The following is a 13,794-nucleotide window of genomic DNA, read 5'->3' on the forward strand; positions in this document are numbered from 1 at the left end:
ACCACAGCGTAAGGAAAGCAAAACCATGCAGTACACCCACTTGGGCCGCTCGGGCCTCAGCGTCTCCCGCTTGTGCCTCGGAACCATGAACTTCGGCCCGCAGACGGAGGAATCCGCAGCGCATTCCATCATGGATTCCGCGCTTGATGCCGGCATCAACTTTTTCGATACCGCCAACGTCTACGGCGGCACCCAGCACCGGGGATGGACCGAGGAAATCCTGGGCCGCTGGTTCGCCAAGGGCGGCGAGCGCCGCGATCGTGTTGTCTTGGCCACCAAGCTCTACGGAACCATGACGGAGCGCCCCAACGAGTCCAAGCTCTCCGCCCTCAACATCCGGCGCGCCTTGGACGCCAGCCTCAAGCGCCTGCAGACCGACTACATCGACGTCTACCAGTTCCACCACGTGGACCGGAACACGCCGTGGGACGAGATCTGGCAGGCCATCGAGGTCGCCGTCCAGCAGGGCAAGATCCTGTATTCCGGCAGCAGCAACTTCGCCGGCTGGCACATCGCCCAGGCCCAGGAGGCCGCCGCGCGGCGCAACTACAACGGACTCGTGAGCGAGCAGTCCATCTACAACCTGCTCACCCGGAACGTCGAATTGGAAGTCATCCCGGCCGCCCAGGAGTACGGCCTCGGGCTCATCCCGTGGTCGCCGCTTCACGGCGGCCTTTTGGGCGGGGTGCTGAAGAAAGAGCGCGACGGCGTCCGCCGCCTTGAGGGCCGTGCGGCCGAAACCCTGAAGAAGCACGAAGACCAGATCCGCCAGTATGAGGACCTCGCAGACGACCTTGGCCACGAGCCCGGCGACGTAGGCTTGGCCTGGTTGCTGCACCAGCCGGCAGTGACCGCACCGATCGTGGGTCCGCGCACGCAGGACCAGTTGGACGCCGCCATCAGGGCTTTGGATGTCACCCTCGACGCCGATGCCCTCAAGCGGCTCGACGACATCTTCCCGGGCCACCGGACCGCGCCGGAGGACTACGCGTGGTGACGTCGGCACCTCTGCGCCTGCTGTTCATCGGCGGGACCGGGACCATCAGCGCGGCGGCGGCGGAGCACGCCGTCGCGCTGGGTCACCGGCTCACCATGCTCAATCGCGGACTGAGCTCGGAAAGGCCGGCCCCTGCGGGCACGGAATTGCTCCAAGCAGATATCCGCAACCCCGCCGAGGTGGCGGAAGTGCTGAACGGCCGCGAGTTCGACGCCGTCGCGGACTTCATCTCCTTCACGCCGGAGCATGTGGCCGCCGCCGTGGAGCTGTTCCGCGGCCGGACCGGTCAGTACGTGTTCATCAGCTCAGCTTCGGCCTACCAGAAGCCGCCCGCACACTTGCCGATCCTCGAGTCGACCCCGCTAAGGAACCCGTTCTGGAAGTACTCGCAGGACAAGATCGCGTGCGAAGACCTTCTCGTCCGGGCCTACCGCGACGAGGGATTCCCCGTGACCATCGTCCGGCCTTCGCACACCTATGACCGCACGCGGATCGCCCTTCTGGGCGGTTGGACGGACATCCACCGGATGCGGGAAGGCCTGCCTGTGGTAGTCCACGGCGACGGTACCTCGCTGTGGACCCTCACCCACGCGGATGATTTTGCGGTGGCCTTCCTCGGCCTCCTCGGCCGGCCGCAGGCCGTTGGTGAAAGCTACACCATCACCTCTGACGAAGCGCTCCCGTGGGACCAGGTCTACCGGCTCTTCGCGACGGCCGCAGGGGCCCCGGAACCCGAACTGGTGCACATCGCCTCGGACACCATTGCTGAGCACTCCCCGGACGAGCTTGGCCCGGCGCTTCTCGGGGACAGGTCCCACTCCGTGGTCTTCGACAACACCAAGATCAAGACGCTCGTGCCCTGGTATCGGGCAGAAATTCCGTTCGCAGCAGGCGCACGGGAGATCGTCCGGTGGCATGATGAACATCCAGGCATCAAGCACGTGGACCAGGACTTCATGAAACTCAGCGATCAACTGGTCCAATGGGCACGGAGGCCGATCTAGCAACCGAAAGGACAGGACCATGGCACTTGCTCCGACCGTCAGGCTCAACGACGGTAATGCCATTCCGCAGATCGGCCTTGGAACCTGGCCGCTCGACGACGCCCAGGTCGCCACGGCGGTGGTGTCCGCCGTCGAGCTTGGCTACCGGCACGTCGACACGGCCTACCGCTACGGTAACGAGGCCGGCGTCGGGCAAGGCGTGCGGGACTGCGGGATCCCGCGCGAGGAACTGTTCATCACCACCAAACTGGACGGCACGCACCAAGGCCGCGATCGCGCCGTCGACGGGCTCGAGGGCTCCCTCAAGCGCCTCGGGCTGGACTACGTGGACCTCTTGTTGATCCATTGGCCGCTCCCCCAACGGAATGAATTCGTGTCCACTTGGGAGACTTTCGAGCGGCTCCAGGCTGAGGGGAAGGTGCGCTCAATCGGCGTGTCCAACTTCAAGCCCTCGCACCTCGAACGGCTTCTGGAGGAAACCTCGGTGGTGCCGGCCGTCAACCAAATCCAGATCTCGCCGTCCATCACGCGGATCGATGAGCGTGCCTTCAACGGCAGCCATGGCATCGCCACGGAATCGTATAGTCCGTTGGGGGCCGGCCGCGATCTCCTGAATGCTCCGGTGTTGGCCGCGATCGGGAAGAAACACGGAAAGACTCCGGGTCAGATTGTGCTGCGCTGGCACGTCCAGGAGGGGCTCGTTGCCATCCCGAAGTCCGCCAATCCGCTGCGCATGAAGGAAAACCTGGACGTCTTCGACTTCGCTTTGGACCGCGACGATCTGTCCGCGATCGCCACTTTGGACGCGGGTGCCGACGCCGGGGTCGACTCGGATGTACAAGGGCACTGAGGCAGCACTCCATCACCAACACTAAGGACGGCATGGCAGGGAACATCGAAGGAACGCTCATCTGGGCAGGCGCTTACACCGCGGACAGCGACGGGAGCGGAACGGGCATTGGCGCAATTGCCGCCCGTGAAGATGGCAGCCTCAGTTGGCTGGGCACGGCCGTCGAAGCGCCCTCGCCGTCGTTCCTGGCCGTGCACCCCACGCTACCGGTGGTCTACGCGGTAGCCGAGGCCGCCCGGACGGTCCGCGCGTACCGACGGACCGGGCCGTTTGGCCTCGAGCCGCTGGGCGAGGCCTGGCCGGCCGGAGCCGCGGCCTGCCACGTCGCCGTCGACCCTTCCGCCCGTTTCATCGTGGTCAACTGTTGGGGCGACGGCAACGTGCTGCTGTACGGGCTCGACGACGACGGCGGCATCACCTCGCGCTTTGCGGCGCCGCCAGCGAAGGATCCGCACGCCGGCGTCGACGGCGGCATCGACATCGCCACGGGCGGCCCCCGGGTGAGCCGCGCCCACGCAAGCCTCATGCTGGAGGACGGCCGGATCATGACCACCGACCTCGGCTTCGACCTTGTACGGGTGTGGAACTATTTCCCCGACACCGGCCTGCTTCCTGACCACCAAGTCGCACTCCCGATGGGCAGCGGTCCGCGGCACTTGGTCCAGCACCCCTCCGCCGACGCCGTATTCGTGGTGACCGAATATACGATCGAAGTGGTGGTGCTCCTGCACGGCGCCGATGGCCGCTTTGTGCTCCACCGTCGCGGTCCCGCGACGGCAGGTGGGGCCGCCGACGGCGACGCAGCCGCCGAGATCGCGCTGTCTCCGGACAATCGCTTCGTCTACACGGGCATCCGCGGGTCCAACCGGATCTCAGTACTGGCCGTCGAAGGCAGCGGAACCCGGCTCCGACCCGTCGCTGATGTGCCCAGCGGAGGAGACTGGCCCCGCCACCACTTGGTCCGCGACGGCCGGCTCCACGTCGCGCACGAGCGTTCCAACCAAGTCACCACGTTCGCCCTGGACCATGCCACCGGCATCCCGGGCGAGGTCCTCGACCAGCTGAACGTGGGTTCCCCCACCGCTTTGGTTATAGCTCCCTGAGCGGCTAATCGATGCGTGAGATCTCGCCCCTTTCGCGACCCGAAAGAGGCGAGATCTCACGCATCGATGCGTTGCCTAACCCCGTACGGCCTCGTCAACCGCCGCCAGCAGAGAGTTGAACCGCGGGTTCGCGTCGAGGTCATCGATGAGCACGGCGCGGCCGTTTTCGTCGGCTAGTGGCACTTGCCAGTTGGGGTAGACCTCCGACGTCGTACCGGGCTGGTTCTGCACCCTCCGCTCCCCCACGGCATCCACCAACGCAACGCCGAGCAGGACCGACGGCGCGAGGGCCAGCAAGCGATGTAGCGCCTCAATGACCTGCTCCTCGCGAAGCGCTTTTCCGTCGGCAGGCAGCAGGCCCCGTTCCCGCAGCAATCCCATCATCTTGTCCAGGCTGGCCTCGTGCTCGGCCCGTTCCTCGGCCACGCTCCGTTCGAGCAGGCCCAGTTGGCTCCGGAGTTCCACGTGGTCGCCTGCGAGGTACCCGGCAGTCGGCGGGAGGTCGTGGGTGTTGACGCTGGCGAGGGCCTGCACCCGGTAACGTTCGGGCGGGAGGGGCGAGTCGCCGTCGTACTCGAACCACAGGATCGACGTGCCCAGGATGCCGCGGGCCGCAAGGTAGTCCCGCACCCAAGGCTCGAAGACTCCCAGGTCTTCGCCGATGACCACCGCGCCCGCGCGGTGCGCTTCCAAGGCGAGGATGCCGATGAGGGCCTCGTGGTCGTACCGGACGTAGGTGCCGTCGCGGGCGGAATTCCCGGCGGGCACCCACCACAAGCGGAACAGCCCCAGGATGTGATCCACGCGGATTCCGCCGGCATGGCGAAGGACGGTGGAGAGCATCGCGCGCAACGGCGCGTAGCCCGCCTCTGCCAAACGGACCGGGTGCCAGGGTGGCTGATTCCAGTTCTGGCCGAGCTGGTTATACATGTCCGGTGGTGCGCCCACGCTGACACCCGGCGCGAAGCTGCTGCGAAGGGTCCAGGCGTCAGCGCTGCTCAGGTCCGCCCCGACCGCGAGATCGTGCACCACTCCCAGCCGCATGCCGGATCGCCTTGCAGCGGCCTGGGCCGACTCAAGCTGCTCATCGCAGATCCACTGGAGCCAACGGTGGAAACCGATCCGGTCGGCCAATGCCTGGCGCATCGACTCAACCTTGGGCGAACCGAGAGTGGCCGCGGGGTCCTGCCAGAAGGGGTCGTCCGGCGACCGGTCCTCGCGGATGGCGCACCAAAGGGCGAAATCATCCAGGCCAGGGCCGGCCTCGCGGCAGAATTCCTCGAAGGCACGTTGCCGGGCAGGAGAAAGCTTGACGGTGTGAAGGAGTTCCAGGGCAGCGAGTTTCGCGGCAAAGATCTGGTCCCGGTCCAGCCGTTCGGCGTCCTTGTTGAGGGCATGGACGTGATCCAACAGCCGATCCACCGTAGCGCGCTTCCGCGGCTTGACATATGCCAGTTCGGGAATGGATTCGACTCGGATGTAGAGGGGGTTGAAGAATCGCCTGGTGGACGGGGAATACGGCGACGCTTGAACCGGAGGCACAGGATCTGCGGCATGCAAGGGGTTGACCAGGACGTAGTCGGCACCGCGTGCGCCGGCCAACGACGCCAAATCGGCCAAGTCCGCGAAATCCCCGATACCCCACGAGCGCTTCGAGCGTACCGAATACAGCTGCGTGGCGAGTCCCCACCCGCGCCGTTCCTCGAGCTGCGCTGCCGTCTGCAGCTTGGCTGGAACCACGGCCAGCGCGGCGGTCGCCGTCACGCCGTCGGACTCGGCCGTGAGCGAATGCCAGCCGAGCGGCAAACCCGCCGGCAGCTCAAAGGTGGCACGGCCTGTAGGCACTCCATCCACGTCGCGCGGCGGCGCCCAGTCCTCCTGTTGGGTGGCGGCGAGTTCCGTTCCGTCCTCGAGCGAGATCGTCAGGCGGGCCGGCGAACCGTCACGGACGTGGACGTGCACAGCCGCCGTCGTTCCCTCTTGGACGACGACGGCGGGCGGCAGCATCCGCCGCCATGGCGCCACTTCCGCGTCTGCGAGGGCCGCCTCGATCTGCTCGTCGGAATGGGCGGCGACTCCCAGGGAACCCAGTACCTGGATCAACGTGGCGGGCAAAACGTCGTGTTGCAGCCCATCCCAGCCGTGGAACGATGTCCCGACGCCATAAGCGTCCGCGAGCCGGTGAAGCAGGTCCTCGTCGATGGCGATGTTCGGGGCGGGGGGCATCGCCGTGGTGTCGGTGGCCTGCTGGATGGGAGTGTTGGTCATGTCCGCCTCGTCTGCGATGTGATTCGTCCGAAGGTGCATACCGCCCCGCGTGCAACTCGAGCGAGGCAACTGGTTCCGATTATTGCAGGGCGGTGGGGGCCGTCCCAGTTATTCCGACAGCATGACGCTCCAACCCGACCCCCGAAACGCTCGCTCACATGATGTGAGCGAGGGTCGGTCGTAGAACCCACATATCCGAGCGAGGGTCCGTCGAAACACCCACACATCCGAGCGAGCGTCCGTCGAAACACCCACATATCCGAGCGAGCGTCGGAAGTCCCGAACCCTCGCTCACATATATGCACCTAACCCAAAACCCGCGCTCACATATACGCACCTAACCCAAAACCCGCGCTCACAAACAACCGCCCAAACCGGAAACCCTCGCTCACATACGTCTGGGCGCGGCGTGGTACATGATTGAGCCATGGACGCCATCGACGCGCTCAATGAAACCGCCTTCTGGCTGGAACGGGAACTCGCGGACAGCTTCAAGGTCCAGGCGTTCCGCCGCGCTGCGGGCATCATCGCCGGACTCAGCCAGGAGGAACTGACTGCCCGGCTCAAGGATGGCCGCCTCAAGCGGACCAAGGGAATCGGCAGCCGGACCTTCGAGGTGATCAGCCAGGCCCTGGGCGGGGCCGTTCCGGACTACCTTGAGAACCTCCGCCGTCGTGGGGCCGAACCCCTGGTCAACGGTGGACACACTCTTCACGCTGAACTCCGGGGCGATCTGCACAGCCACAGCAACTGGTCGGACGGCGGCTCACCGATCGAGGTCATGGTCACCGCTGCGAATATTCTCGGACGGGAATATCTCGCTTTGACCGATCACTCCCCCAACCTCACCATCGCGAATGGACTCAGCCCCGAGCGCTTGATGGAGCAGCTCACGGTTGTGGACGGGATCAACGAGCGGTACGGCCAGGAGCCCGGGTTCCGGCTATTGGCCGGAATTGAAGTGGACATCCTTGAAGACGGCGAGCTGGACCAGTCCGCGGAGCTGCTGAGCCAACTTGATGTTGTGGTGGCCAGTGTCCACTCGAAGCTCCGGTCCGACAAAGGGCCCATGACCCGGCGCATGCTCGCCGGCATCGAAAACCCGCACACGAACGTCCTCGGGCACTGCACCGGCCGCTTGGTCAAGGGATCGCGAGGAACCCGGCCTCCGTCGGAGTTCGACGCCGAGAAGGTGTTCGCGTCGTGCGCGGAACACTCAGTCGCCGTCGAGATCAATTCGCGGCCCGAACGCCAGGACCCGCCGGACGAATTGATTCGGATTGCCCTCGACGCGGGCTGCCTCTTCAGCATCGACAGTGACGCGCACGCCCCCGGCCAGCTCGACTTCCTGCAGTACGGTGCGGAGCGGGCGGAAGCCAACGGCGTACCCGCCGATCGCATCATCACGACGTGGTCATTGGATCGGCTACTGGAGTGGCTCCAGCACGGCTAACGGCGCCGCGCCGCCCGGAACCGCAAGGCCGCAGCCACCCACACGACGGCGAACAGCGCGATCAGCACCAGCCCGGCGTCGCCAAGGTCTATTTCGCCCAGCCACGTGGTGACAGGATCGCTCAGGCCAAAGGCCGCATTGAGGAAGCCGCCCAGCGTGATGACCGAGATGAAGAGCGCCGAGAAGGCCGAGATACCGGTGATGATCGCGTTGAATCCAAGTTTGCGCCGGGGATCATGGATGGCGGACTTGTACATGCGCATCATGGCCACGCCGTTTACTGAATCGCACAGCGTCATCGCCGCAGTGAAGGCCAGTGGCAACGCCAGGAGGGCGAGCACAGACACGCCCGCGAGCGACGCCGCAGTCGTGAGCACCAGCAGCCCGATGGTGGTGGCAGTGTCGAAGCCAAGGCCGAACAGGAACCCGATCACGTAGATATTTCGCGGACGCTGGACCTTGGATAGCGGCTTAGCCAAAAGCCGCGAGATGAGCCCTTTGGTTTCGAGGTCGTCGACGGCGATCGCGCCGCCGGCCTGGGCGGCGCGATACAGCTGCATGGTGCGGAGGAACGCCGACCCGTTGAAGATACCCATGGCCAACAGGAACATCCCGGAGACGCCGCTGCCGATCAGCCCCAGTACGAGGTGTCCAGAGGTGCCGTCCTCCATGAGCTGGCCCACAAGGCTGGCGCCGCCGACCACCATCACACCGGCCAGGATCACGACGGAGCTGTGGCCCAGGCTGAAGGCGAATCCCACGCTCACGGGGTCCTTGCGCTGTGCCACGAACTTTCGTGTGGAATTGTCGATCGCGGCGATGTGGTCCCAGTCGTAGCTGTGCTTGATGCCGGCCACGTAGGCCGTCAGCACGAGGCCCAGCGCCAGCGGCTGCCCGCCGCCGGCTCCACCCACCAGCAGGAGTACGACGGCGGCTAGGTGCAAGAGGACGACCGAACCGAACATGAAGGCGAGGCGCGACTTCATCGGGAGATGCTCACGCCGGCGGTACATCGAGGCGAACTCCGCGAGTGAGGTCATCAGTACTTCCTGAGGTTCAGCGGCGCCCTGCCGTACCAGCGTTCGCGCAAAAGACCGGTGCAGGCACCAAGCAATCGATTCAGTTCCTCGGTGCTGTTCGAGAGGGACCGCAGGACCAGGCCCGTTGTGCCCGCAAGGGTTCGGGTCAGTGACAAGCCCGAGTACGCGTCATACCCCGCCGTCAGCCGGTGCAGTTCATCGGCGAGCGCCTGGTCAACCCGAGAATCCACCACGATGAGCGAACCCAAGTGGCTGTACCCCTCCATGAAGCCCATTCCGGTTACATCGCCCAGGGGCGGCCGGATCAGGAGGTTGTCGAGCGCGAGCAGCGCTGCGCCGTCGTCGCCCTCCACCTGGATCTCGTTCCGGAGCCGCAGTTCCCGGTACTTGAAAGAAGCACCGTCCGGTGACCAGCCGGGCGTGATGACTTCCGCCATGATGAGGCTCGACGTCGGATGCACAGTGATGTGCGTATTCTGCCGATAGCTGGCCTCCCTGTAGGCGATGAGCTGGTCGGGAGCCAACTCCAGTTCGGCGCCTTCCCCCAGCCGGATGGTCATCCGCTGCTCCGCAAAAGACCCCGGCGTCCGATAGATCTTCGTGGCCGACTGCGTCGTCAAGAGCAACGAAGCCCCAGCCTCGACCTCCACATCCACAACATAGAGATCCGCCCCCAAATATGCCCCGCCCGGATTGACCATGACATAACAAACCTGCCCAGACCCATCCAGGTAATGCGGCCTCAAAACCCGCAAGGCACCCTGATGAAACTGCTGCACGGCCACGGAGCGACCTGCACGTTTCCCTACGACGAGCGCAAGGCGACCCATCTCGGGCCGATCAGCGGACGCGGATGAAGGCCCAGGTGAGATGAGAGCGTTCGCGAGTGAACTCATTGCGCCAGGTCGAGCATCAGGACGTCGTGCCGCATCCATGCGATGACCTTGTCCAGCCCTTCGTCGGTCTTCAGGTTGGTGAAGCAGAAGGGCTTGTCGCCGCGGAATTCCTTCGAGTCCCGCTCCATCACTGACAGGTCTGCGCCGACGAACGGGGCGAGGTCGGTCTTGTTGATGATGAAGAGATCCGACTTGATCATGCCTTGGCCGGCTTTGCGGGGGATTTTCTCTCCTTGGGCGACGTCGATGATGTAGATCGAGAAGTCCACGAGTTCGGGGCTGAACGTGGCCGAGAGGTTATCGCCGCCGGATTCCACGAAGATGACTTGCAGGTCGGGGTGCCGTTTCTTGAGTTCCTCGATGGCTGCCGTGTTCATGGAGGTGTCTTCGCGGATGGCGGTGTGCGGGCAGCCGCCGGTTTCGACGCCGATGATGCGGTCCTCGGGCAGGATGCCGTTGGCCGCGAGGATTTTGGCGTCTTCGATCGTGTAAATGTCGTTGGTGATGGCGGCCATGGAGATTTCCCGGCTCATGTGGCGGGTCAGGCGCTCCACGAGCTGCGTCTTGCCGGCACCTACCGGGCCGCCGATGCCGATCTTGATGGGTTCAGACATGTGTCCTCCTATGGTTCTAGCTCATGAACATGCGCGCGCGTTGCCATTCGTGCCGCATCTGCGAAATTTCCAGCCCGGGGCTGACGGCTCCGAAGTCGTCCCAGCTGAGGTGCCGGACATGTTCGACGGCGGCAGCGACGTCGTCGTGCGCTTTGCGCAGCAGCCGCTGCCCGGAGTTCTGGCCGAGCGGGATGGCGCGCACGGCGTTCTGCGTCAGGGAGGTGACCGCCGCAAAAAGGTACGCGGCCAGCGCTTCTTCGAAGGGCACGCCGAGCGAGCGCGCGACGACGGCGAACGCGAGCGGCTGATGCCCGGCGGCTTCGCCGGTGGTCACCCTAGCCCGGTATGCTTCCAGCTCGGCCGACGGAAAGACCTCGGTCCCGATCTCGATCAGCCGCCCGCCCATTTTGGTACTGGCCTCCCGCAACTGCCGAGGCAAGAGCTGGGCACTCAAATGAGCATCCAACTCCCCCAGACCCACCCCTTCATAAAGGAACCGGATGGCCAGCCCATCAGAATAAGTCAGCTGCTGCGAAATAAACGCAGACAACCAAACCCCGAAACTCCCCTCATCAGCCACAACCCCACGCTCGATGTACGTCTCAAACCCAAGAGAATGCGCAAACGCCCCGGTAGGAAGAGTGGAGTCGCACAACTGCTGGAGGGCTAGCTGATAGGAGCTCACTGCTGCCCCCCGAAGGTGACGTGGACGGCGTAGGTGGGTGATAGGGGCCGCGGCGTGGCGGGCACCGCGGGGGGCCCACTGCCGCGAGGGCCCCGACCCGAGCTTGCGAGGGTTGGGAGCGGCTGGGGACGGGCACGGCCCCTATCACCTGCCGAAGCAAAGGCGACCGAACCCGACAACCCGCGCGAAGAGCGCCGCGACGGGACCGGCCTAGTGCGTGTGTTCAGCATGGCGGAAAGGCACCGGCATTACGCGTTCCTGGCGTTCGTAAGGCACACCGACGTGTTTGAGGTAGTCCTCGACCGTGTGGTCGTACTGGCACACCATGACTTCGGCCCCGTACTCGGACGCAGCGTCGAAGAACTGGGCCTGCAGGTGCCGGTTGCCGAGGGAATGCGCCACGACACCCATTTCGTAGATGCTTCGGGCGGCGATAACCAGGACGTCGCTCGGCAGCACCGACACAACGATCAGGTTCGTATCCTCGACGGCGAGGATGTCGCCGTCGCGCAGGTCCCCGGATCCGGCCGGGAGGCGGATTCCGAGTTCCTTGCCGTGGTCCGTGGTGACGCGCTGGATGCGTTTGACGAGTTGGGCGCTCGGCAGCACGACCTTCTCCTTGTGGAGCGCTGCGAGCGCCGCGGCCTCGGCCTGCGGCAGTTCGTGCAGGTTGCCGAGGATCTTTTCGATGATCATGTGGTTTTCCTCCGGCGTTCTAGAAAAGGAAGTAGCGCTGGGCCATGGGCAGCACGTCGGAAGGTTCGCAGGTGACGTCTTCGCCGTCGACCGTCACTTTGTAGGTTTCGGGGTCGACGGCGATGTCGGGGGTTTCGCCGTTGAACTTGAGGTCCGCTTTGCTCAGGTTCCGGATACCGGACACCGCCCGGATAACGCGTTCCAATCCCAGTTCCTCGGGGACGCCGGCGTCGATGGCCGCCTTGGACAGGAAGGTGATGGAAGACTGCTGCAACGCCTTGCCGTAGGTGGCGAACATGGGGCGCATGGTGCGTGGTTGCGGGGTGGGGATGGAGCCGTTGGAATCGCCCATGAGTGCGTAGGCGATCTGGCCGCCTTTGAGGACCAGTTCCGGCTTCACTCCGAAGAAGGCCGGATTCCAGAGGACGAGGTCGGCGAACTTGCCCACTTCCACGGAGCCGATGGAGTCTGCCATGCCCTGCGCGATCGCCGGGTTGATGGTGTATTTGGAGATGTAGCGCTTGATCCTGAAGTTGTCGCTTTCCGCGCCCAAGCCGTTCGGAGCGCCGTGGCTCGCACCCGTGCTGTCCCTCCGGGGGTCCTTGAGGACGCCCCGCTGCCGCTTCATGGCGTCGGCCACTTGCCAGGTGCGGATGACGACTTCGCCCACACGGCCCATGGCCTGGGAATCCGAGGAGGTCATGGAGAAGATGCCCAGATCCTGGAGCACGTCTTCGGCGGCGATGGTTTCGGCCCGGATGCGGGAATCGGCGAACGCCACGTCTTCCGGGATGTCCGGGTTGAGGTGGTGGCACACCATGAGCATGTCCAGGTGCTCTTCGATGGTGTTCCGTGTGTACGGGAGCGTGGGGTTGGTGGATGCCGGGAGGACATTTGGCAATCCGGCGATCTTGATGATGTCCGGAGCGTGCCCGCCGCCGGCGCCTTCGGTGTGGAAGGTGTGGATCACGCGGCCGTCGATGGCCTTGATGGTGTCCTCCACGAATCCGCACTCGTTGAGGGTGTCAGTGTGGATGGCTACTTGCACATCGTATTCGTCAGCTACACGCAGGGACATGTCGATCGACGACGTCGTGGCGCCCCAGTCCTCGTGGACTTTGAGGCCCACTGCGCCTGCACGGATCTGTTCGGCCAGCGGCTCGATGGCGGACGCGTGGCCCTTGCCGAGAAGGCCGATGTTGACCGGCAGCCCTTCCACGGCTTGCAGCATCCGTGAAATGTGCCATTTGCCGGGCGTGATGGTGGTGGCCTTGGTACCTTCGGCCGGTCCCGTGCCACCGCCCACCATTGTGGTGATGCCGCTGCACAGGGCCGTGGGGACTTGCTCGGGCGAAATGAAATGGATGTGGGTGTCCACGCCCCCCGCGGTGAGGATCTTGCCCTCCCCCGCAATCATCTCGGTGCTGGCCCCGATCACGATGTCCACGCCGTCGGCGATCTGCGGGTTGCCCGCCTTCCCGATCTTGAAGATGTGGCCGTCTTTGAGCGCGACATCGGCTTTGTAGATTCCGGTGTAGTCGAGGACCACCACATTCGAAATGACGGTGTCCGGGACGTCCTCATCCCGGGTCACTTGGCCGTTCTGCCCCATGCCGTCGCGGACTACTTTGCCGCCGCCGAACATGACCTCTTCGCCGTAGACCGTGTAGTCCTTCTCGATCTCAAGGAAAAGTTCGGTGTCCGCCAAGCGGATGGAGTCGCCCGTCGTCGGGCCGTAGAGGTCTGCGTATTGTTTGCGCGAAATTTCAAAGCTCACTGGGCTGTCCCTTCCTTGCTGGTTCCGGGCCCTTCCTTACTGGTTCCGGGCCCTTCGGTGGAAGCGGCAGCGCCGCCGTCGTTCTTTCCGGCGTCCGCATCAAGGGGACCGTTGACGGCGTTCCGCAGGCCGTAGACTTCGCGGCTGCCTGCAAGCGCAATGAGCTTGACGGTCTTGGAATCGCCGGGTTCGAAGCGCGCGGCCGTTCCGGCAGGGATGTCGAGGCGGCGGCCGTAAGCGGCTTCGCGGTCGAAATCGAGCGCGGGATTCGATTCGGCAAAGTGGTAATGCGAGCCCACCTGGACCGGGCGGTCGCCACGGTTGACGACGTCGACGGCGATTGCCTCGCGTCCGCTGTTGCAGGCAATGGGCTCTGACTGGAGCCGGTACTCACCGGGAATCATGTTGGCC

At 64.9% G+C, this 13,794-nt stretch carries 13 protein-coding genes; 5 read left to right on the plus strand and 8 right to left on the minus strand.

The genetic code is table 11. From position 1 onward, the window contains the following. The first annotated feature begins 25 nt into the window (after nucleotides 1–25). The 4 genes from ABEA18_RS14945 to ABEA18_RS14960 are packed head-to-tail and all read left to right on the plus strand — an operon-like array spanning nucleotide 26 to nucleotide 3,954. Nucleotides 26–997 (plus strand): aldo/keto reductase, encoded by a 972-nt coding sequence (locus ABEA18_RS14945; protein WP_345450300.1) that lies wholly within the window; start codon nucleotides 26–28, stop codon nucleotides 995–997. Beyond that, the gene (locus ABEA18_RS14950) at nucleotides 994–2,001 is read left to right on the plus strand and encodes an NAD-dependent epimerase/dehydratase family protein (protein ID WP_345450302.1); all 1,008 of its coding nucleotides are present in this window, start codon (nucleotides 994–996) and stop codon (nucleotides 1,999–2,001) included. Before ABEA18_RS14945 ends, ABEA18_RS14950 begins: the two co-directional genes overlap by 4 nt. Nucleotides 2,002–2,020: 19 nt before the next feature. Continuing rightward, nucleotides 2,021–2,851 (plus strand): aldo/keto reductase, encoded by an 831-nt coding sequence (locus ABEA18_RS14955; protein ID WP_345450304.1) that lies wholly within the window; start codon nucleotides 2,021–2,023, stop codon nucleotides 2,849–2,851. A gap of 32 nt (nucleotides 2,852–2,883) precedes the next feature. Then, nucleotides 2,884–3,954 (plus strand): lactonase family protein, encoded by a 1,071-nt coding sequence (locus ABEA18_RS14960; protein ID WP_345450306.1) that lies wholly within the window; start codon nucleotides 2,884–2,886, stop codon nucleotides 3,952–3,954. A 75-nt stretch (nucleotides 3,955–4,029) separates the two neighbouring features. Here ABEA18_RS14960 and malQ read toward each other — a convergent pair whose 3' ends face one another. Continuing rightward, nucleotides 4,030–6,222: a 4-alpha-glucanotransferase gene (malQ, locus tag ABEA18_RS14965; RefSeq protein WP_425550538.1), complete on the minus strand. Its 2,193-nt coding sequence runs from the start codon at nucleotides 6,220–6,222 to the stop codon at nucleotides 4,030–4,032. Nucleotides 6,223–6,649: 427 nt separating this feature from the next. On the opposite strand from malQ, the gene ABEA18_RS14970 reads away from it, so the two are divergent. Continuing rightward, nucleotides 6,650–7,675 carry a PHP domain-containing protein gene (locus ABEA18_RS14970; RefSeq protein ID WP_345450308.1) on the plus strand — a complete coding sequence of 342 codons (1,026 nt, stop codon included), beginning with the start codon at nucleotides 6,650–6,652 and terminating at the stop codon, nucleotides 7,673–7,675. Here ABEA18_RS14970 and ABEA18_RS14975 read toward each other — a convergent pair. The 7 genes from ABEA18_RS14975 to ABEA18_RS15005 form a co-directional block, all read right to left on the minus strand. Continuing rightward, on the minus strand, nucleotides 7,672–8,715 hold the full coding sequence (locus tag ABEA18_RS14975; protein WP_345450310.1) for a HoxN/HupN/NixA family nickel/cobalt transporter: 1,044 nt from the start codon (nucleotides 8,713–8,715) through the stop codon (nucleotides 7,672–7,674). The two genes, ABEA18_RS14970 and ABEA18_RS14975, sit on opposite strands and share 4 nt — an antisense overlap. After that, nucleotides 8,715–9,545, minus strand: a complete 831-nt coding sequence (locus tag ABEA18_RS14980; protein WP_425550539.1) for an urease accessory protein UreD — start codon at nucleotides 9,543–9,545, stop codon at nucleotides 8,715–8,717. Before ABEA18_RS14980 ends, ABEA18_RS14975 begins: the two co-directional genes overlap by 1 nt. A gap of 62 nt (nucleotides 9,546–9,607) precedes the next feature. Further along, nucleotides 9,608–10,225, minus strand: a complete 618-nt coding sequence (ureG, locus tag ABEA18_RS14985; RefSeq protein WP_078106937.1) for an urease accessory protein UreG — start codon at nucleotides 10,223–10,225, stop codon at nucleotides 9,608–9,610. A 16-nt stretch (nucleotides 10,226–10,241) separates the two neighbouring features. Continuing rightward, on the minus strand, nucleotides 10,242–10,910 hold the full coding sequence (locus ABEA18_RS14990; protein ID WP_345450314.1) for an urease accessory protein UreF: 669 nt from the start codon (nucleotides 10,908–10,910) through the stop codon (nucleotides 10,242–10,244). A 210-nt stretch (nucleotides 10,911–11,120) separates the two neighbouring features. Beyond that, on the minus strand, nucleotides 11,121–11,606 hold the full coding sequence (gene ureE / locus ABEA18_RS14995) for an urease accessory protein UreE (protein ID WP_345450316.1): 486 nt from the start codon (nucleotides 11,604–11,606) through the stop codon (nucleotides 11,121–11,123). Between the two features lie 19 nt (nucleotides 11,607–11,625). Then, on the minus strand, nucleotides 11,626–13,383 hold the full coding sequence (gene ureC / locus ABEA18_RS15000; protein ID WP_345450318.1) for an urease subunit alpha: 1,758 nt from the start codon (nucleotides 13,381–13,383) through the stop codon (nucleotides 11,626–11,628). Beyond that, nucleotides 13,380–13,787 (minus strand): urease subunit beta, encoded by a 408-nt coding sequence (locus tag ABEA18_RS15005; protein WP_345450320.1) that lies wholly within the window; start codon nucleotides 13,785–13,787, stop codon nucleotides 13,380–13,382. Before ABEA18_RS15005 ends, ureC begins: the two co-directional genes overlap by 4 nt. Between the last annotated feature and the right edge of the window lie 7 nt (nucleotides 13,788–13,794).

Origin of the sequence: Arthrobacter gyeryongensis, from assembly GCF_039543785.1 — a bacterium.
GTDB lineage: Bacteria > Actinomycetota > Actinomycetes > Actinomycetales > Micrococcaceae > Arthrobacter > Arthrobacter gyeryongensis.

Excerpts from the sequence above, each read along its gene's own strand:
- ABEA18_RS14945 (WP_345450300.1), top strand. The coding sequence starts at position 26 with ATGCAGTACACCCACTTGGGCCGCTCGGGCCTCAGCGTCTCCCGCTTG.
- ABEA18_RS14955 (WP_345450304.1), top strand. The coding sequence starts at position 2,021 with ATGGCACTTGCTCCGACCGTCAGGCTCAACGACGGTAATGCCATTCCG.
- ABEA18_RS14960 (WP_345450306.1), top strand. The coding sequence starts at position 2,884 with ATGGCAGGGAACATCGAAGGAACGCTCATCTGGGCAGGCGCTTACACC.
- malQ (WP_425550538.1), bottom strand. The coding sequence starts at position 6,222 with ATGACCAACACTCCCATCCAGCAGGCCACCGACACCACGGCGATGCCC.
- ABEA18_RS14970 (WP_345450308.1), top strand. The coding sequence starts at position 6,650 with ATGGACGCCATCGACGCGCTCAATGAAACCGCCTTCTGGCTGGAACGG.
- ABEA18_RS14975 (WP_345450310.1), bottom strand. The coding sequence starts at position 8,715 with ATGACCTCACTCGCGGAGTTCGCCTCGATGTACCGCCGGCGTGAGCAT.
- ABEA18_RS14980 (WP_425550539.1), bottom strand. The coding sequence starts at position 9,545 with ATGGGTCGCCTTGCGCTCGTCGTAGGGAAACGTGCAGGTCGCTCCGTG.
- ureG (WP_078106937.1), bottom strand. The coding sequence starts at position 10,225 with ATGTCTGAACCCATCAAGATCGGCATCGGCGGCCCGGTAGGTGCCGGC.
- ureE (WP_345450316.1), bottom strand. The coding sequence starts at position 11,606 with ATGATCATCGAAAAGATCCTCGGCAACCTGCACGAACTGCCGCAGGCC.
- ABEA18_RS15005 (WP_345450320.1), bottom strand. The coding sequence starts at position 13,787 with ATGATTCCCGGTGAGTACCGGCTCCAGTCAGAGCCCATTGCCTGCAAC.